An 18,731-nucleotide genomic window follows, 5' to 3' on the forward strand; every position below is an offset into this window, starting at 1 on the left:
GTCAGTCCCGGACACTGCGCAGGCAGCGGTCGACGAAGGCGGCCAGCGGCGTGACGTGCACCTCCGGCCGGTCCCACCGGTTCTCCAGGTTCTCCGCCAGGTGGTGGGTCGCGACGACCTGCCCCGCCCGGTGGTGGCGCACCACCGGGTGCAGGTAGGCGGCGTCGTGGGCCTGACCGACGACGTTCTGCGCCACCCGGCTGACCGTGATGTCGAACGGGTCCACCTGGTCGTGCTCCGGGCCGTACTCCAGGGTGACCACGAAGGCGTCGGAGTAGTCGTGGTCGGCGGTGCGCAGGCCGGTCTGGGCGAAGTACTCGACCGGCACCTCCTCGTGGTAGCGCGCGTCGGCGTCGGCGACCGTGACCACGTCGCCGAGGACACCGAACTGCTGCCACAGGGCGGAGGTGCGGTTGACCCGGGTGATGATCGCGTCGGTGATCGACGCGCCGGTGGCGTCCAGCTTCTCCGCCGGCCACGGCGTGTCCCCGTAGCGGCGTTCGAGGATCTTGTGCAGGGCCCGGACGGCATAGCGGAAGCCGTGGATGAAACCGTTTGTCGAGCGCTTGAAGTCCCGCTCCTGGCTGATGGTGCCGGCGAAGTACAGGCCGGGGACGTTGACCGACTCCCACGCCGCCGTCTGCGCCGGGAAGCGGTCCCGGATCGCCAGCTCCGGTCGGCAGGAGTCGTCGAAGATCGACGCGTCGAACGCGAACCCGGTGCAGGCGAGCACCCGGTCGTAGCGCAGTTCCTTGGTGACCTCGTCGGCCCGGGAGAACGCGAACGTCACCGTGTAGCCGTCGTCGTCGCGGGTGATCTGCCGGACGGTGCCGTCCAGGATCGCGTTCGCCGACTTCAACTGGTAGGTGTCCAGGAAGTTGTTGTTCACCGCGCGCAGGTGCCCGACGTAGTGGGTGCGCCAGGCCATCCGCACCGAACTCGGACCGGCCAGGTGGATCAGGGTGGTGGTCTCCATCAGGCTGTCCGCGGTCTCGAACGCGGAGTTGCCCTTGCCGATGATCAACACCTTCTGGTCGAGGTAGTCGCGCGGGTCGACCGGCATGTCCGCGTACTGCTCGGCCAGCTCCAGCCCCGGGATGTCCGGCAGGTAGGGCCGGGACACCCCGGTGGCGACGACCACCCGCCGGGCCCGGAAGGTCTCCCCGGCCTGCACCTCGAAGACCCCGTCCACCCGGGACACCGAGGTCACCCGGCTGCCGTAGCGCACCTTCGCCCCGGTCTTCGCGGCGAAGTCCGCCAGATAGCGGACCATCACGTCGGCGTCCGGGAAGTACCGCTCGGTGTACGTGGTGAACCGCAACGTCGGATCGTCGCTCAGCAGCGAGTTCCAGTCCAGCCGCAGGTTCTCCTCGGGGTCGTCGGAGCCGGTGTGCGGTTTGTTGATGGAGATCAGTTGCCGGTGCCGGGGATAGCGGGCGAAGAACGCGCCGGGAATGTCCGCACCCTCCAGCACCAGGTAGTCGCGCCGCCCGTCGGCCTCCAGCAGGGCCGCCAGCTGCAGACCGGCAGGCCCGGCCCCGATGATCAGATAGTCAAGCGTCACGACGGCCATCCAGGGTGAGAGAGGTCAGCGGGAGTTCGAGCGTGTCCATGACGTCGGCGGCCCGCCGGACGTCGCCGTCCAACGGCCGGTCCGGATCGACCGGGGGGATCGCCGCGACCAGCGCCGCCAGCGCCTCGCCGCAGCCCGGCGCGGTCGGCGTCCGGGCGCCCACGTACGCGGCCTGCCGCAGCCCCAGCGCGAGCGACCCGACGATCAGCCGGAGCAGCCCGGCCTGGTCGAAGACCCGCAGGGCGGCCTGGGTGCCGAGCGGGATGACATCCTGGTTGTGCAGGTTGGTCGGCAGGCTCTGCATGCTCGCCGGCATGGCGTCCCGGCGGATCTCGGCGATCAGCGCGGTCGAGGCCAACTGCACCCCCTGTAGCCCGTGCTGCTGCCCCGGGCCGGCGGCCAGCATCGGCGGCAGGCCGCCGTTGCGGTGCGGGTCGACGAGCAGGTCGAGTTGACGTTCGGCGAGGTTGCCGACCTGCGCCACGACCATCGACAGCAGGTCGGCGGCGAACGCGGCCGGCTGTCCGAAGAAGTTGCCGCCGTGCACCACGAGATCGTCGTCGGGGAAGAACAGCGGGTTGTCGCTGACGCTGCCCAGGTCGGCGGTGACCACGGAATCGACGTGGCGCAGCGCGTCCTCGGCCGCGCCGAGCAGCTGCGGCGCACACCGGATGCTGTACGGCTCCTGCAACGGGCGCTTGCCGGACGGGACCAGCCCGTCGCTGACCCGCCGCATCCGCGCGCCCACGTCGATCGCGCCCGGGTGGCCGTACGCCCGCAGCAGCCGGGCGTCGAGGAACTGCGGATCAGCGCCGAGCAGGTCGGCGAGCAGGCAGGTGAGCACCTGCACCGACCGGTGCGCGGCGCGCACGGCGGACAACGCCAACGCCGTCGCCGCGGTGGTCAAAGAGGTGCCGTTGACCAGGGCGAGCGCGTCCCGACCGTCCAGCGGCAACGGCTCCAGACCCGCCCGTTGCAGCGCCTCGGCCGCCGGTAGGCGGACCCCGTCCAGGTAGGCGTGGCCGCGACCGCGTAGCGCCTGGGCCACCGCGCCCAACGGGATCAGGTCACCACTCGCGCCGACCGATCCCCACCTCGGCACCGCCGGCACGAAGGTGGTCCCGAGCATCGCCGCCAACGCGTCGACGACGTGCGGCGACACCCCCGACGCGCCCTGGGCCAGCGACCAGGCCCGGACCAGCGCCGTCGCCCGCACGATCTCGGGGGCGAGATCCGGGCCGTGGCCCGCACCGAGGTGGGCGAGGGTGTTGTCGGCCTGGTCGCGCAGGTCGGCCCGGCCCGCGTACCCGACGAGAGCGCCGAAGCCGGTGGTGCTGCCGTACACCGGGCGGTCCTCGCCGAGCACCTCGGACAGGAAGATGCGGGTGTGCGTGACCCGATCGCGGACCTGCGGCCCGACCACGACCCGGACCGGGTCACGGGCGGCGCCCAGGTCGGCGATCCGCAGCGGGGCCGCGAGATCTACCTCTGTCGTCATGCGACGGGACCCTAGAGACGAAATCTCAGAACGCTTTGAAATCGGGCCGATACGGTGCGCCGCATGACGCTCGACTACCTGATCATCGGAGCCGGGCCGGCCGGGCTCCAACTCGCCGCCCTGCTGGAGCGCGACGGCCGCGACCATCTGGTGCTGGAGGCCGGGCCGGAGCCGGGGACGTTCTTCACCCGCTATCCCCGGCACCGGCAACTGATCTCGATCAACAAGGTCTGGACCGGTTCCGACGATCCGGAGTTCAATCTGCGCTCCGACTGGAACTCGCTGCTCACCGACGACCCGGCGCTGCTGTTCGGCAACTTCAGTCGACGCTACTTCCCGGACGCGGCCGACCTGGTGCGCTACCTCGCCGCGTTCGCCGAGGGGCTGCGGGTCCGGTACGACACCCGGGTCACCCGGATCGCCCGCGACGGCGACCTGTTCACCGTCGAGACCGACGGCGACACCCTGACCGCCCGCCGGGTCGTCGTCGCCACCGGCGTCTCCCAGCTGTACGTCCCCCCGATCGACGGCGTCGACCTCGCCGAACGCTACGACACCGTCAGCGTCGACCCGGAGGACTTCACCAACCAGCGGGTCCTCATCATCGGCAAGGGCAACTCGGCCTTCGAGACCGCCGACGCCCTGGTCGAGACCGCCGCGGTCATCCACGTCGCCGGCCCGCACTCGATCCGGCTGGCCTGGCAGACCCACTACGTCGGGCACCTGCGCGCGGTGAACAACAACTTCCTCGACACCTACCAGCTCAAGTCGCAGAACGCGGTGCTCGACGGCACCGTCGAGCGGATCGCCCGACGCGACGACGGCGGCTACCGGATCGACTTCCGGTACGCCCGGACCAGTGAGTCGATCCGGCAACTCGACTACGACCGGGTCATCCTCTGCACCGGTTTCCGGTTCGACGCGAGCATCTTCGACCCGTCGGCCCGGCCCCGGCTGGTCATCAACGACCGCTTCCCCGAGCAGACCTCCGGCTACGAGTCGGTGAACGTGCCCGGCCTGTACTTCGCCGGCACCCTCACCCAGCAGCGCGACTTCAAGCGCTCGACGAACGGCTTCATCCACGGCTTCCGGTACGGCGTCCGCGCCCTGCACCGGATGCTCGACGCCCGGCACCACGGCACGCCGTGGCCGTCCACCGCGCTGGACGCCACCCCCGAGGCGATCACCGACGCGATCATCGCCCGGATCAACCGGACCTCGGCGCTGTGGCAGCAGTTCGGCGTCCTCGGCGACGTCGTGGTCATTGCCGACGGCACCGCGCGCTACCACGAGGAGGTGCCGGTCGCCTACCTGCACGACGGTGGCCTGGGCCCCGAGCCGTTCGCCCTGGTGACCACCCTGGAGTACGGCCCGGACCACGACCAGGTCGACCCGTTCGACATCACCATCCCCCGGATCGCCGAGAACGACGCCGAACGCGCCCACGACGCCAGTTACCTGCACCCCGTCGTCCGGGTGCACCGGGGCGGCCGGGTGGTCGCCACCCACCACCTCGCGGAGAACCTGGAGAACAACTGGGACCTCCCCGGCGTGCACCAGCAACCCCTGGCGCTGTTCCTCAAGGGCGTCCTGTCCGATGTCGGCTGAGCACGACAACGACGACCGTCGCGCGGCGGAGCACGACCACGCCGACCGCCGCGCGACGGAGCCCGGCCACCACGGCGGGCACGACCGGGCCGGTCGCGGGTCGGCGGACCGCGGCCGGCCCGGGGCCGGCGGGCTCGCCGCCGGTGGTGAGCGGTGGCCGCAGCCCGTGCTGCGGTTGCTCACCACCGGCGGCGACCGGCCGGTCTTCGAGGACGGTGACCGGGTCGTCGGCGCGGCCGAACTGGCGGAGCTGGTGCGGCGGGTCGCCGCCGGGCTGCGCGCCGCCGGCATCGGGCCGGGCAGCGGGGTGGCGTTGCGGATCGGGGTCACCCCGGAGGCGCTCGCCGGCGTCCTCGCGGCGTTCACCGTCGGTGCCCGGGTCTCCGGTATCCGGCCCGAGCTGACCCCGGCGCAACTCGACCGGCTGCTCGCCAGCGACGACGCGCTGCTCGTCGACGACACCCGGCTGGCCGCGCTGGCGCGGACCGCCGACGACGGCGTCCCGCTGGTCGCCGCCGGCCGGCCCGGTGACATCGCCCGGATCACCTGGACCAGCGGCAGCACCGGCAACCCCAAGGGCTGCGCCCAGACGTACGCGGCGATGGGCGCGGCCTGGGCACCGTACCCCGACCGGTGGCCGGCGGCGATCGCCGACCTCGCGCCCCGGCTGGGCCGCTACCTGGTCTTCGGCTCGCTGAGCAGCCAGGTGATGCTGGAGTACGGCATCCTCACCCTCGCCGCGGGCGGCACCCTGGTCGCCGCCCGCCCGCCGGGCTTCCCCGGCATGATCGCCCGACACCGGGCCACCGCGAGTGTGATCACCGTCGGCAAGCTGCACCAGCTCGTCCGCGACCAGCGCACCGACCCGGTCGACCTGAGCAGCCTGCGGGCGCTGGTGGTGTCCGGTTCCCCGCTCACCGCGTCCCGGCTCGCCGAGGCGCTCGACGTGCTCGGGCCGGTGGTCTTCCACGGCTACGGGCAGACCGAGACCGGCATGATCTCGATGGTCACCCCGGCCGAACTGCTGGCCGACCCGGGCCGGCTCGCCTCGGTCGGGCGCGCGCCCGAGGTGGTCGACCTGTCCATCCGGGACGCCGCCGGCCGGCCGGCCACCGAGGGTGAACTCTTCGTCCGGACCCCGGCGCAGGCCAGCGCCTACTGGGCGGACCCCGCCGAGACCGCCGAGGTGTTCGCCGACGGGTGGGTGCGCACCCGCGACCTGGCCCGGCGGGACGCCGACGGCTACCTGCACCTGTCCGGCCGGGTCCGGGACGTCATCATCGTCAACGCCAACCTGGTGTACGCCGGCCCGATCGAACGGGTGCTCGCCACCGACCCCTCGGTCGCCGAGGCGTACGTCGTCAGCCGCCCCGACGACGCCACCGGCGAGGCGGTGCACGCGTACGTGGTGCCGGCCGCCGGACCCCCGCCGGACGCCGGACGGCTCCGCGCCCGGGTCGCGGCGGCCCTGGGTGAGGCCGCCACCCCCAAGACCGTCGAGATGATCGACCGGGTTCCGGTCGGGCCGAGCGGCAAGCCGGACAAGCGCGCCCTGGGCGTGGCCACCGGCGTCTGAGCCGCCCGGGCCCGGCTGACGTTTCTGCGCGACGAGCAGGTACTCGTGGGCCCGGTTGTTGACCAGTGGGTCCCCCTCGCTGACCGGACCTCGCCGCCCCGGGGGCCGGGCTCGGCATCGCCCCGCACGAGGCGGTCACTACACCGTCGGTGGTGCGGCGGTGGCCGCCGCGCACGTCGCCGGGGTCGCCGCGCTGGTCCGGGCGTACCGTCCGGAGTTGTCCCAGGCCAAGGTCCGGGCCCGCCTGGAGCGGACCGCGGTTCCCGCGCCGGGCGGCGGACGGGACCCGCGGACCGGCGGCGGGGCGGGCCGGCCGGGGATCCGCCAGCCCCAGGGCGGTCCGGTGGCCGGTAGGATCGGCCGGTGGACCTGGACGACGTCGCCGCCCGGCTCGGGGTGCCCGTCGAGGAGGTCGAGCGGGTGCACCGGCTCGCCGGTGACCGACCGTCGGCCCCGCTGCCCGCCCGGGCCGACGCGCCCGCGCTCCTCGACCGGCTCGCGGTGCGACCGGACGATGCCGCCGAGATCGTTGCCGGCTGGCCCGACCCCGGCTCTCCGCTGTGGACTCCGGAGCTGCGCTGGCTACTCGACCGCTCGACCGCCCTGGTCCGCGCGGACCTCGGCGGGCACGAGTGGTTGTCGCCCGGCCCGGAGCTGCCCCGTGACCGGGGCCCCGCCTGGCGCCACCTCTACGTCTACGGCTATCTCGCCCTGCTCGACGTGGTCACCGGCTACCACCGCGACCACGGCATCGCCGACGGCGTCACCTGGGCGACCCTCGCCGACCTGGGCCGCAACCTGGCGATCGACCGGCGGATGCACGGCGAAGGCTGGCCGGTCATGCAGAGCTGGCTGACCCTGCACGCCCGGGGCGGCCTCTACGAGCTGGGCCGGCTCCAGCACGAGCGCGGCGGCACCGCCATCGGCCTGCACATTCCCGACGCCGGGCCGATGACCCCGGCGGCGGTCGACGCGTCGCTCGACGAGGCCCGGGAGTTCTTTCCCCGCCACTTCCCCGACGAGCACTACACCGAGTTCTCCTGCGGCTCGTGGCTGCTCGACCCGCAACTGCGCGACTACCTCCCCGAGGACTCCAACATCATCCGGTTCCAGCGCAGGTTCGTGTTGCAGCCCTACGTGCCGCAGGACGGGCCGGACGCCGACGTCGAGGTGCGCCGGTTCGCCTTCCGTACGCTCAGCACTCCGCTCGATCGACTGCCCCGGCGGACCGGGCTGCAACGCGCGATCATCGACCACCTGGCGGCCGGCGGCCACTGGCACTGGCGGCACGGCCGCTTCCCGATCTAGGGCCGGACCCGCACCGGCGGGCGCTGCGGTGCCGGATCCGGGCCGGTCTCCTGCCGCGCCGTGCCGACGATGGACAGTGCCCGGGTGGGACCACGCGGGGAAACCGGCTGGTCAGGCCGGGGAGTGCGGGGCGGCCGGACTCCCCGACGTAGCCGCAGATCCGGTCGGCGTCGCCGTCGACCAGCGCCTGTGGTCAGTACCGCTAGCCGGCGAAGGCCGCTGTCACCTCGGCGACCACATCCGCCCGGTCGATCCCATGCGATGCGTCCTTTCCCACCGTCGGATCGGGGGCCGGTGGACCCGGTCGGAGGTCGGGCGGGAGTCACCGGCCGCCCGACCGGCCCTCAGCCGCTGACCGCCGGCGTCGGCCGGGTGCCGCCGGTCGGATCGGCCGTGGCGGCCGGACGACGTCGCCACGGCCCGCCGGATGTTCCCGGCGGCCGGGGTGCGGGCATCCTCCCGTCCCGCTCAGCGTCCCCGCCAGTCCCCGGCCGGGGTGAGCGGGACGGGACCTGGTCGCTGCACCGTCGTGGTCAGCGCGATCCGCCGGCCCTCGGCGGCCGACCGCAGCAGGCTCGTCATCGTGTCGAGCACGTGCAACGCCAGGTCACCGCCGGCCCGGGGCGGGCGCCCCGGGCCGGCCCGGACGGCGTCGATCAGCCCGAGCCCCCGGGAGCCGTCCCGGTAACCCGCCGTCGGGGCGAGCACCCGCCACCCGTCGCCACCGAGCGGGCACAACCGGACCTCACCCTCGAAATAGTTCGGATCGGGTACGGCGAGGGTGCCGGTCTCCCCGTGCACCTCGATCGGCGCGGCTGTCGTGGTCACCCCGTCGAAACTCGTGGTGATGGTGGACAGCACACCGCTGGTGTGTTCGAGCACGCCGGTGACGTGGGTGTCCACCTGCACCGGGATGCGCTGGCCCAGGCGCGGGCCGTTACCGATGACCCGTTCGGGGCGCAGCCGGCTGGCCGTCCCGGTCACCGCGCGCACCGGACCGAGCAGGTGGATCAGCGCCGAGAGGTAGTACGGCCCCATGTCCAGCAACGGGCCGCCGCCCGGGGCGTAGTAGAAGTCGGGGTGGGGGTGCCAGCGCTCGTGCCCGGGGGTGACCATGACGGCCGAGGCGGCCAGCGGACGCCCGATCAGCCTGCCGTCGATCGCCGCGCGGGCCGTCTGCGTCCCCGTGCCCAGGACGGTGTCCGGCGCGCAGCCCACCCGGACGCCGGCCGAGGTGGCCCGCTCGATGACCGCACGGCCGTCCGGCAACGACACGGCGAGCGGCTTCTCCACGTACACGTGCTTGCCCGCCTTGATCGCGGCGAGCGAGATCTCCACGTGCGCTGCGGGGATGGTGAGGTTGAGCACCGTCTGCACGTCCGGGTGGTCCAGCAGGTCCGCGACGCTCAGCGCCGCTGCGTCGGCGAGGGTGGCGGCAGCGGCGGTGGACCGGTCGGCGTCGAGGTCGGCCACCGCGACGACGCGCAGCTCGGGGTGGCCGACGAGGGTGTCCAGATAGGCGCGGGAGATGACCCCGAGCCCTACGACGCCGATGCGGTGCGGGTCGCCCACAGCATCCCCCTCTCGATGACGGTCCGCACGGACGGGTGCTCCAGCACGTCCAGGCTGTGCCCGGGGGTCGTCACCACGACCCGACCGGCGCCCCAGCGCCGGGTCCAGATCGCCGGCGAGGTGACCGGCCGGTGCCAGGGGTGCCAGTCCCGGGTGGGGTGGACGGTGGTGGCCAGCACGTCGATCAGATCGTCGTGCAGCACCCAGTACTGCTCGGTGACCAGGTCGATGTCGGCGATCCCGGCGGTGATCGGGTGCTCCCGGCCGAGATCGGTGACGGTCACCGTGTGCGGCAGGAAGTTGTCCTGTTCGCCACCGCGCCGCGCGCAGGGCTCCTGACCCGGATGGGTGGCGAACTGGCCGCCCACCAGGTGCAGGTAGTCCGACGAGGCGCGGAACGCGTCCACGATGCCGCCGTGCCAGCCGGTCAGGCCCGTCCCGGCGACGACGGCCGCGCGCAGGCCGGCCACCTGGTCGGCGGTGATCTCCGCCATCGTCATGCACTGCACGACGAGGTCGGTGTCGGCCATCGCGGCGGCGTCGGCGTAGACCTCCGTGGACTCCTCGATCCGCACCGTGAAGTCGTGACGTTCCAGGAACGGCAGGAACAGCTCGGTCGCCCGGACCGGCTGGTGTCCCTCCCAGCCACCGCGTACCACCAGTGCTCTGCGCTGCGTCACCCTCGCTCCCCTCCACGGTCCGTCGTCCGCCGGGCCGACCGTTCCCACCCGGCGACGTGCCGCCGACGACCGCGCCGGCCGGGCACCGAAACCGTACTCGTATCCGCCGACACGGTCGGCCCCGCGCGCGGCGGCGGGGCCGGTGGAGGGGCTCGCCCGGTGGGGCAGCCTGCCGTCGCCGGCCGTCGTGCCGGTCGTGATCGGCGTCGGCCTCACCCCGGTCCTGCGGTGGCGGCGGACCAGGCCCCTGTTCATGACGGTGGTCGCCTTCCCGGTCCGCGCCGGTCCGGTGCTGCTGCACATCGCCGCCGCCGTCACGTTCAGGCTGCCGGGGGCGCTCCAGTTCGCCCCGGGGTTCCGTCGGCGGCACCGGGCCTGGCACCGCCGGGCAGGCCGGGTGCTGGTCGGCTGTGGACTCGTGGTGGCCGCGACCGGGTGGTGGATGCACGCCACCTACCCGCTGCCGCCGGGTGACGGTCCGCTGCTCATGGTGTTGCGCTACCTGTTCGCCGGCGGCATGGTCGTCGCCATCGCCGCCGGTTTCGTGGCCATCCGGCGAGGCCGCCTGCACCGGCACCGGGCCTGGATGATGCGGGGCTACGCGATCGGGCAGGGCGCGGGGACACAGGCCGTGCTGCTGTCGACCTGGGCACTGGCGGTGGGGCCGACCACCGAGCTGTCCCGGGCGGTGCTGATGGGTGCCTCCTGGACGCTCAACCTGCTCGTCGCCGAATGGCTGATCCGCCGACGGCACCCCGCCGGCGACCACGGTGTCCCGCCCGACGACACCCGTCACGGCGGGCTGAGGGCGGGCGGGACGCCGTCCGGGCGGCCTCGTCGCGGCTCCTGCCGGGTTAACCGGTGGATGGGTTGCCGACGTCGTCGGGGCACCCCGGACCCGGGGCCGGAGCACCCCGGACCCGGTCGGTGACCGTTCGGCGGGGTCGGCGGGTCAGGCGAACCGGTCGGCGAGCGCCGTCAGCTTGGCGACGTATGCCGGCCAGTCCTGCGCGTCGAGGACCTGCGGGTTCTCCCGTCGCCAGCCGACCGCCGCGTCGTGCTGCTCGCGCAGGATGTCGGCGTGTCCGGCGTGCCGGGCGAGATCGCAGGTCACGTGGATGATGATCTGGTGCAGGGTGACGTCCTGCTGGCCCGGCCGCCACCACGACACCCGCCCCGGCGCGTCGAGCGGCAGCTGGGCGATCGTCTGGTCGGCGAACTCCCCCACCCGGCGGTAGAGGTCGATCAGCCCGTCCTTCGTCTCGTCCTCCCGCGCGTACCAGTCCGCCTGTGGGTCCTCGTCGTACGCCTGCAGGGGGACCAGTTCGCCGGGGGTCGGGAACTCGCGGCCGAAGGTGGGCCCGAAGTAGCCCGCCTCGACGTTGAGGCAGTGCTTGAGCAGGCCCAGCAGGTTGTTGCCGGTGGCGGTGCGGGGCAGCCTGACCGCCCGTTCGTCGAGCCCGTCGAGCTTCCAGACGAGGTCGTCGCGCGTCGCCCGGAGGTAGTGCCGCAGTGCCGCTTTCGGATCGTCCCGCTCAGTCATGCCCGCCAGTCTTCCCCACGGGTCTGACCGTCTTCGGGACCGCCCGCTGCGGCAAACAGCTTCCTGACAGTCACCGGTGATGCTGGCTTTCGGCGAGATCGCCGAGGAGCTGACCGGAGGGCGTCACGATGAGGAAGCAACTGATGGCTGCGTTGTGCACCGCCGTACTGATCGGCGGCACAGGGTGTTCGGCCAGCAGCGACGACCGGCCCGACGCCGGTGCCCAGACCAGCAGCGCCGGGGCGGAGGTGGCCACCCTCCAGACCGGCACGCCCTCCGCCGCCGCCCCGAGCCCGTCCCAGGCCGAGCGGCCACGGGAACGCCTCGACGACACCGAGGCGGACATCAAGGCACGCTACCAACCGTACGAGAAGTGCATGCTGGAGCACGGCGTCGACGTCCACAAGGAACGTGCCGGCGGCGCCAAGTCGGGCCGGATCGGCGAGGCGAGCAAGGCGTGCGACGCGCTGATGCCGCTGCCGCCGTGGGAGCTGGACCCGGCCAACCCGGAGGCGGAGGACTTCGCCCGGGACGTCGTGAAGTGCCTCAAGGGCAAGGGCGTCCGGTACGTCGAGGTGGGCTCCGACGGCAGCGGCTGGGCCTTCGGCGGCAAGAACAACGACGCAGAGTCGATCTCCAAGGGGTTGAAGTACTCCCCGGCGTGTGAGCGTGAGGTCGCCGCGAAGCGGAAGTAGCCGCGGCACCCGACGGCGTCGCCCGCACCGGGCGACGCCGCCGACCGCGACGCTGCCGGCTGCCGGAAGGAGCGGTCGCGAAGGCGGACCGCGTCGGCCCGGGGCCGACGGCCAGCCCGCCGGGCCGATCGTGACACCGACTTGTCAGGAAGCGGTCAGGGTCGGAGATGACCTTCTTCTCACGGTCGCCGGGCCCCCACCCCGCACGTCCACCCACCTGCGAAAGGACCGCGCGGCACCCGATGTCACCACCTTTGGACGGATTCGCGACCCCGGTGACCTGCTCTATATTCCCCACCATGTGCGCACACGTGATGCTCGCCGAGGACGACGAACGGCAGGCCGAGGCGCTGCGCCGGTACCTCGTCGCGGCGGGCCACCGGGCGACGATCGTGGCCGACGGCGAGACGGCGCTGCGGCAGGCCCGGGAGCAGCCCTTCGATCTGCTGCTGCTCGACGTGATGCTGCCGAAACTGGACGGCATGCAGGTCTGCCGGATGATCCGGCAGGAGTCGGACGTGCCGGTGCTGATGCTGACCGCGCGGTCTGCCGAGGACGACCTGCTGCGCGGGCTCGATCTGGGCGCCGACGACTACATGACCAAGCCGTACAGCCCACGCGAGTTGGTGGCCCGGATCCGGACGCTGCTGCGCCGGGTCCGGACGACGCCCCAGGAGTCGCCGGTGCACCGGCTCGGGCAGCTCACCGTCGACGAGTCCCGACACCTGGTTGCCGTCGGCGGCACCCCGGTCGACTGCACGGCCGGCGAGTTCGCCATCCTCGCCGCGATGATCCGTCAGCCCGGCCGGGTGTTCAGCCGCGGTCAACTGCTGGAACACACCCGGGGCGTCGACCGGGAGTCGACCGGGCGCACCATCGACGTCCACGTGATGAACCTGCGCCGCAAGATCGAGGCGAACCCCCGCCGGCCGCAACAACTGCTGACCGTCTACGGGGTCGGCTACAAGCTGGGCGCAGGGACACCGTGAAGCGGCAGCGGGTCCCCCCGCACCGCAGCCTCGTGGTGCGGCTGCTGGCCACCTCGCTGCTGGTGGCGGTCTGCGCGATCCTGGCGACGACCTGGCTGGCCGTGCAGTCGACCACCCGGGCGATCCGACAGGAGCAGGGCCGCTCGCTCGCCGACGACAAGAGCATCTACGACACGCTGTTGACGCACGCCGCCACCCACCGGAACTGGACGGGCGTGGAGGCGGTGCTCGCCGAGCGGGCCGACCGGCTCGAACGGCGGATCACCCTGATGACCCCGGACCGGCAGGTGATCGCCGACTCCGCGCCGGACGGCCCGTCGTTGCAGACGGCCCGGCCGTCGGCGACCGTCGACCCGTTGCAGGTGGATCTGGGCCTGACCGGCGGGACCGAGCGGGTCGATCCGCGCGCGGTCGGGCCGTACCGGCTGACCAGGCGGGAGAGCACCACCACCCGGGAGTTGGCCACCCGGCAGCTCGGCTGCGTCCAGGCCGAGTCCAGGGCGGACGCGAAGGTGGTGGTCGGCCCGACCGGGCGGGCCTCGGTGCAGGTGACCGCGGCGAGAGACCGCGGCATCGTCGAGTTCTGCCTGTCGGCGGATCTGACGAAGCCGTTGCCGAGCGAGGCCGGCGGGATCGCCCAACTGGAGACCCTGACCAAGAACTGCCTACGCGAGCTGGGGGTGCCGCCCCGGGTCGAACTCCGCGCGGACCGTACCGTGGCACCGAGCCGCGACACCCGTTTCGCACAACAGGTCGACGACTGCCTCCAGCAGGCGCGCGCTACCCAGCTGAGAGCGTACGTGGCGCCGCCGGCGTTGCTGTTCGTGACCGACGAGGCCCAGGGCGGCGCCGAGCCCGTGTTCAACCTGTCCCGGGCGAACGTGGTCCGCATCGCCCAGGTCACCGGGGCGGTGCTGGTGGCCACCGTGCTGATCACCGTGCTGGTCGGGCGACGGTTGGTCCGGCCGCTGCGGGCGCTCACCGACGCCACCCGGCAGCCGATGGACGAACCGGCCCGGGTGCCGGTGACCACCCGCGACGAGATCGGCCTGCTGGCCACCGCGCTCAACGACCTCGCCGCCCGGCGGGAACAGACCGAGGCGCTGCGTCGGAGCATGGTCAGCGACGTGGCGCACGAGCTGCGGACACCGCTGACCAACATGCGCAGCTGGCTGGAGGCCGCCCAGGACGGCCTCGCCCAGCTCGACACGCAACTGCTCACCCTGCTGCTCGACGAGGCCCTGCTGCTGCAGCACATCATCGACGACCTGCGGGACCTGGCCGCCGCCGACGCCGGTGACCTGCGTATCCACCGCGAGCCGTCCTTCGTGGCCGACCTGCTGGAGCAGGTCGTCGAGGCGCACCGGGGGGCCGCCGAGGCCGCCGGGGTACGGCTGGGCACCGCGCTGGGCACCGACCTGGAGATGGCGGTCGACGGTGCCCGGCTGCGCCAGATCGTCGGCAACATCGTCGCCAACGCGGTCCGGCACACCCCGGCGGGCGGCTCGGTCGTCGTGCACCTGGGGGTACGCGACGACCAACTGCACATCGCCGTGTCCGACACCGGGACCGGCATCGCCCCGGCCGACCAGGCCAAGATCTTCGATCGGTTCTGGCGGGCCGACGACTCCCGGACCCGCAGCACCGGTGGGAGTGGGCTCGGCCTGTCGATCGCCCGCAAGCTCGCCGAGGCGCACGGCGGCACGATCGGTGTCGAGAGCGTCCTCGGTCAGGGCAGCACCTTCACCGTCCGGCTGCCGATCGTCGTCGCGGCCCGGAGCTGAACCCCGGCGGCCCGACCGACGGGACCGACGTGGAGAGCACCCCGGCGCTCGGCCCCCACCCCGAGCCCCGGCTGCTGCTGCGCACCCTGCTGGAGGCGTTGCTGCCGCTGGACGAGGCGGCCCGCGAGGACGGGCGGGTGGCGCCGGCGTTCCGCTCCTGGACGGCACTGCATCCGGCGGTGACGCCCGGCCTGCGGTCGGACACCGCGCAACTGGTGGAGTTCATCGCCGGGCTGCTGCCGTCCGCACCGGCGTCGGCCGCCGCGGCGGGGCTGCTGGGCGAGCCGGGGAACACCCCTTCACCCGGCCTGTCGTGGCGGCCCACCCCCGGTCCGGACCGTCCACCATGCGGCCGGGGCGGATCCGTGTAATCCTCTGTGGACGGTCATTGCCGTCTATCACAAGGAGACCCCACATGCGATCTCGGTTACTCTCCATCGCCTCCGCGCTGACGCTCGCGGTGAGTGGATCGGTGCTGGCCCTGATACCCGCCGGCCCGGCCAGCGCGCACTGCGACGGCCACGGCCAGCACCCGGACCTCTACAGCGGGGGCGGGATCTCGTGGGGCGAGGGCACCTACATCCACGCCTATCCGCACCGCGACTGCCAGTCCAAGGGCCAGGGATACCCGAGCCAGGGGATCGACGTCCACTGCGCCACGCTCACCGGCGACCTCTGGTTCTTCGTCCGGAACACCACCACCGGGATCAACGGATGGGCCCGGCGGGACGCCCTGCGCTTCTCGCAGAGCGTCACCATCGCCGACTGCGCGAACGGGCTCGCCGCACACCGCGTGGCCTGAACGAGGTCGGGCGCAACACCAGATCACCGGCGCGAACGGAGGTCAGGGGCGGCGGTGACCACCTCAGATAGGACGAGGTGGGCTTCCGCCGGTACCGCTTGACCGTCCCCCGGTCGGGGACGTCCCGGTCGCCCGGCCCGGCACGACTGACCGCCCCTGCCGTCCCGATGACGTGGGGGCGGTCGTCGTGCCAGCCGGCACCGGCGGGCCTGGCGGCACCGGCGGGCCTGGCGGCACCGGCGGGCCTGGCGGCACCGGCGGGCCTGGCGGCACAGGCGGGCCTGGCGGCACAGGCGGGCCTGGCGGCACAGGCGGGCCTGGCGGCACAGGCGGGCCACTGGCCACGAAAGACAGCCGGGTGGGGACGGGTCGGGCCGGCCGGAGCCAGCAGACCAGGTCGGGCAGCGGCCTCAGGTCAACAGCGCCGGTCGCAGTTCCGCGCCCACGTTGATCGTGCCGACCACCCGGGCACCGGTGAGGTCGAAGACGTCGACCGCCCGGTTGGTGCGCATGAGTTCCCGGATCGACGGCGGCAGCGACGGGGGTTCCTTCATCGCCGCCCGGACGTCCCGGGCGGTCGAAATCAGTCGGCCGACCAGCGACGCGCCGTCGTGGTCCACCCGCACCCGGCCGTACTCCCAGCCGCAGGTGGTGAGGTCGAGCACCTCGAACAGGCCGGCGAGCAGCGGATGGGGATCGGTCGCCCGGACGAACTGCGGGGCCCGCCCACCGACGACCGTGGCGGCGGCCGTGACGTGCACGTACGGGTGGAGGCCGCCCGGCAGCGCGAACAGCGGCCACTGCAGCCGCCCACCGGCCTCCCGCCACAGTGGCCGGTAGTTGCGCCGGTCGACCGGGAACCGGTGGCCGGTACGCCGGTACAGCTCCGCCGTCTGGGCCAGCAGGTCCGCGTGGGCCGCGTCGGCGAACTCACCGACGATCGCGGCCGCCACCGCCAGGCCATCGCCGTCGTCGAGCAGACGGACGATCTCCGCCACCTGCTCGGCCGGCCGGACGGCCAGGTGGGCGCCGAACCGCTGCCGCACCTCGGCCGACAGGGCCGCCTGCCGGACCGGATCGTCCTGGACCTGCCGGCCTGCGCCACCCAGCACCCGCCCGAGCCATCCCATGTCGCCTCGTCTCCGCCGCCGTCACCGACCGCAGCCATGCTAATGCGATCGGTCAGAGATAGCTCACGCCGGTCAGTTCCTGCGCCGCCGTCCATAGTCGCCGGCCGACGGCGGGATCGGCGGCCTCCCGGCTGCACCGGACCTCGGTGACCGGACCCCAGGTCTGGAAGAGCCGGGAGGGGCCGAAGAACTGGCCGCCCCGTACCCCGGGATCGGTGGCGGCGCGTAGCTGCGGCAACGCGCCCCGCTCCACCGACTGGGTGGCGAGCAGGCCGAGCCACGCGATCACCCGGCCGCGGCGACCCCGGTTCTCCCACGCCCGGGGAGTCAGGTTGGTGCGGGTGATTCCGGGGTGGGCCAGCGTGCTCAGGGCCGGCGATCCGGCGGCGCGCAGCCGGCGGTCCAGTTCGACGCCGAAGATGGTGGTGGCGAGCTTGGACCGGCCGTAGGCGGCAGCGGCCCGGTAGCCACGCTCACCCATCAGGTCGGCGAAGTCCAGGTGTGCGTTCCGGTGGGTCACCGAGCTGAGGCTGACCACCCGGGCGGCCCGCGCCGCGGCCAGGTTGCCGAGCAGCAGGCCGGTCAGGGCGAAGTGGCCCAGCAGGTTGGTGGCGAGGTGCAGCTCGAAGCCGTCCGGGCTGGTGCGGCGCGGGCCGAGCAGCACCGCACCGGCGTTGTTGACCAGCAGATCCAGCACCGGGTGGTCGACGGTCAGCGTCGCCGCGAACGCCCGCACCGAGGCGAGGGAGGCCAGGTCCAACTCGCGTACCTCGACGTTCCCGCCGATCCGACGGGCGGCCTGCCGGCCGGCGGCGGTGTTGCGCACGGCGAGCACGACGTGCGCGCCGTGGCGGGCCAGCGCGGCGGCGGTGACCAGGCCGAGGCCCGAGTTCGCGCCGGTCACCACAGCGGTACGGCCGTGCTGGTCGGGGATACGGTCGGCGGTCCACTCGGTCATCTGCTGCTCCTGGGAGGTCGGGTGGACCGTCGACGTTAGGAGCAATCCGGACGGGATCGGTCGTTCCCGGTTGCCCAGGTCTGCTGGACCTACCATCGACGGTCCGGGCCGCGACACACTGGCGGCATGAGCCATCCGTACGCCCGCGAACTCGGCGACTTCCTACGCGCCCGGCGCGGCCGGCTGCACCCCCGCGACGTGGGCCTGGAGCCGGGCGGCCGGCGTAGGGTCACCGGGCTGCGACGCGAGGAACTGGCCCTGCTCGCCGGGTTGAGCACCGACTATTACCAGCGGATGGAGCAGGGCCGCGAGGTTCGCCCGTCCGACCAGGTGCTCGACGCGATCGCCAGCGCGCTCGGCCTCGACGACGAGGAGCGCCAGCACCTGTTCACCCTGGCCCGCGCCGCCCGCCGGCCGGTGCCCGCCCGGGTGGACCACGGTCCGGAGCGGGTGCCGGAGAGCACCCGGCGGCTGCTGCGGGTGCTGGACACCCCGGCGGTCGTGCTCGGTCGCCACCTGGACCTGCTCGCCTGGAACCCGTGGGCGGTGGCGCTGCTCGGCGACCCGGCGGCCCACCCGCCGGACCGGCTCAACATGCTCCTGCTGATGTTCGACGACCGGATGACCGGGGCGCGGGGCTGCGCGGCCTGGGAACAGCAGGCCATGGACTACATCGCCATGATGCGCGCCGCCGTCGCCACGGACCCCACCCATCCCCGGGCCACCGCGATCGTCGGTGAGCTGAGCATCCGCAGCGCCGAATTCCGGCGGCTGTGGTCCCGGCACGACGTGCGCGGGTCGGTCAGCGGCACCAAGACCTTCCAGGTCCCCGAGGTCGGCGACATCGTCCTGGACTGGGACACCTACCCGCTGCCCGGCAGTCCCGGCCCGGTCATGCTGGTCTTCACCGCCGAGCCGGGCAGCGCCGACGCGGACGCGCTGCGGCTGCTTGCCTCGCTGCGCGCGACCGGGCGGTCGCAGGAGAGTTATCCGACACGCCCACGCGACATCTAGT

General features: G+C 73.3%; 17 protein-coding genes and 1 pseudogene. 11 read left to right on the forward strand and 7 right to left on the reverse strand.

What is annotated here, in order from left to right:
* Position 1: 1 nt before the first annotated feature.
* Together ACQP1S_RS19535 and ACQP1S_RS19540 are read right to left on the reverse strand one after the other, a co-directional pair.
* The gene (locus ACQP1S_RS19535; RefSeq protein WP_432897436.1) at positions 2-1,564 is read right to left on the reverse strand and encodes an FAD-dependent oxidoreductase; all 1,563 of its coding nucleotides are present in this window, start codon (positions 1,562-1,564) and stop codon (positions 2-4) included.
* Complete coding sequence (locus ACQP1S_RS19540; protein WP_432897439.1) at positions 1,554-3,071, reverse strand: aromatic amino acid ammonia-lyase; 1,518 nt, start codon at positions 3,069-3,071, stop codon at positions 1,554-1,556. The genes ACQP1S_RS19535 and ACQP1S_RS19540 overlap by 11 nt, the downstream gene beginning before the upstream one ends.
* Positions 3,072-3,134: 63 nt before the next feature.
* On the opposite strand from ACQP1S_RS19540, the gene ACQP1S_RS19545 reads away from it, so the two are divergent.
* From ACQP1S_RS19545 to ACQP1S_RS19560, 4 genes and pseudogenes are all read left to right on the forward strand, one after another.
* The gene (locus ACQP1S_RS19545; RefSeq protein ID WP_432897442.1) at positions 3,135-4,679 is read left to right on the forward strand and encodes an NAD(P)-binding domain-containing protein; all 1,545 of its coding nucleotides are present in this window, start codon (positions 3,135-3,137) and stop codon (positions 4,677-4,679) included.
* Complete coding sequence (locus ACQP1S_RS19550; RefSeq protein ID WP_432897445.1) at positions 4,669-6,255, forward strand: class I adenylate-forming enzyme family protein; 1,587 nt, start codon at positions 4,669-4,671, stop codon at positions 6,253-6,255. The genes ACQP1S_RS19545 and ACQP1S_RS19550 overlap by 11 nt, the downstream gene beginning before the upstream one ends.
* A gap of 160 nt (positions 6,256-6,415) precedes the next feature.
* Positions 6,416-6,481: pseudogene (locus ACQP1S_RS19555) on the forward strand (hypothetical protein); the annotation flags it as partial.
* 137 nt (positions 6,482-6,618) lie between these two features.
* Complete coding sequence (locus ACQP1S_RS19560; protein ID WP_432897448.1) at positions 6,619-7,563, forward strand: acyltransferase domain-containing protein; 945 nt, start codon at positions 6,619-6,621, stop codon at positions 7,561-7,563.
* 468 nt (positions 7,564-8,031) lie between these two features.
* On the opposite strand, the gene ACQP1S_RS19565 is transcribed toward ACQP1S_RS19560, so the two are convergent.
* Entirely contained in the window at positions 8,032-9,135 is a 1,104-nt protein-coding gene (locus tag ACQP1S_RS19565; RefSeq protein ID WP_432897451.1) for a Gfo/Idh/MocA family protein, read from the reverse strand.
* Positions 9,105-9,815, reverse strand: a complete 711-nt coding sequence (locus ACQP1S_RS19570) for a ThuA domain-containing protein (RefSeq protein WP_432897453.1) — start codon at positions 9,813-9,815, stop codon at positions 9,105-9,107. Before ACQP1S_RS19570 ends, ACQP1S_RS19565 begins: the two co-directional genes overlap by 31 nt.
* 142 nt (positions 9,816-9,957) lie before the next feature.
* Between ACQP1S_RS19570 and ACQP1S_RS19575 the strand changes: the two genes are divergently transcribed.
* A complete protein-coding gene (locus ACQP1S_RS19575; protein ID WP_432897455.1) occupies positions 9,958-10,746 on the forward strand; it encodes a DUF2306 domain-containing protein in 789 nt (262 codons plus the stop codon).
* A 21-nt stretch (positions 10,747-10,767) separates the two neighbouring features.
* Here the strand turns inward: ACQP1S_RS19575 and ACQP1S_RS19580 are convergent, their stop codons facing one another.
* Positions 10,768-11,358: a DinB family protein gene (locus ACQP1S_RS19580; RefSeq protein WP_432897458.1), complete on the reverse strand. Its 591-nt coding sequence runs from the start codon at positions 11,356-11,358 to the stop codon at positions 10,768-10,770.
* A gap of 128 nt (positions 11,359-11,486) precedes the next feature.
* On the opposite strand from ACQP1S_RS19580, the gene ACQP1S_RS19585 reads away from it, so the two are divergent.
* From ACQP1S_RS19585 to ACQP1S_RS19605, 5 genes are all read left to right on the forward strand, one after another.
* Positions 11,487-12,053, forward strand: coding sequence for a hypothetical protein (locus ACQP1S_RS19585; protein WP_432897461.1), 567 nt, complete (start codon positions 11,487-11,489; stop codon positions 12,051-12,053).
* 299 nt (positions 12,054-12,352) lie between these two features.
* Entirely contained in the window at positions 12,353-13,042 is a 690-nt protein-coding gene (locus ACQP1S_RS19590) for a response regulator transcription factor (RefSeq protein ID WP_432897464.1), read from the forward strand.
* Positions 13,039-14,826: a sensor histidine kinase gene (locus ACQP1S_RS19595; RefSeq protein ID WP_432897467.1), complete on the forward strand. Its 1,788-nt coding sequence runs from the start codon at positions 13,039-13,041 to the stop codon at positions 14,824-14,826. The genes ACQP1S_RS19590 and ACQP1S_RS19595 overlap by 4 nt, the downstream gene beginning before the upstream one ends.
* Before the next feature lie 29 nt (positions 14,827-14,855).
* Positions 14,856-15,197, forward strand: coding sequence for a hypothetical protein (locus tag ACQP1S_RS19600; protein ID WP_432897470.1), 342 nt, complete (start codon positions 14,856-14,858; stop codon positions 15,195-15,197).
* A 44-nt stretch (positions 15,198-15,241) separates the two neighbouring features.
* On the forward strand, positions 15,242-15,628 hold the full coding sequence (locus ACQP1S_RS19605; RefSeq protein WP_091252495.1) for a hypothetical protein: 387 nt from the start codon (positions 15,242-15,244) through the stop codon (positions 15,626-15,628).
* Between the two features lie 410 nt (positions 15,629-16,038).
* Here the strand turns inward: ACQP1S_RS19605 and ACQP1S_RS19610 are convergent, their stop codons facing one another.
* Both ACQP1S_RS19610 and ACQP1S_RS19615 read right to left on the reverse strand, forming a co-directional pair.
* A complete protein-coding gene (locus ACQP1S_RS19610; RefSeq protein ID WP_091252497.1) occupies positions 16,039-16,758 on the reverse strand; it encodes a hypothetical protein in 720 nt (239 codons plus the stop codon).
* 52 nt (positions 16,759-16,810) lie between these two features.
* Positions 16,811-17,716 carry an oxidoreductase gene (locus tag ACQP1S_RS19615; RefSeq protein WP_432897474.1) on the reverse strand — a complete coding sequence of 302 codons (906 nt, stop codon included), beginning with the start codon at positions 17,714-17,716 and terminating at the stop codon, positions 16,811-16,813.
* Between the two features lie 126 nt (positions 17,717-17,842).
* On the opposite strand from ACQP1S_RS19615, the gene ACQP1S_RS19620 reads away from it, so the two are divergent.
* Complete coding sequence (locus tag ACQP1S_RS19620; RefSeq protein ID WP_432897477.1) at positions 17,843-18,730, forward strand: helix-turn-helix transcriptional regulator; 888 nt, start codon at positions 17,843-17,845, stop codon at positions 18,728-18,730.
* The last annotated feature ends 1 nt before the right edge of the window (position 18,731 follow it).

Source organism: Micromonospora matsumotoense (assembly GCF_050951065.1).
GTDB lineage: Bacteria > Actinomycetota > Actinomycetes > Mycobacteriales > Micromonosporaceae > Micromonospora > Micromonospora matsumotoensis.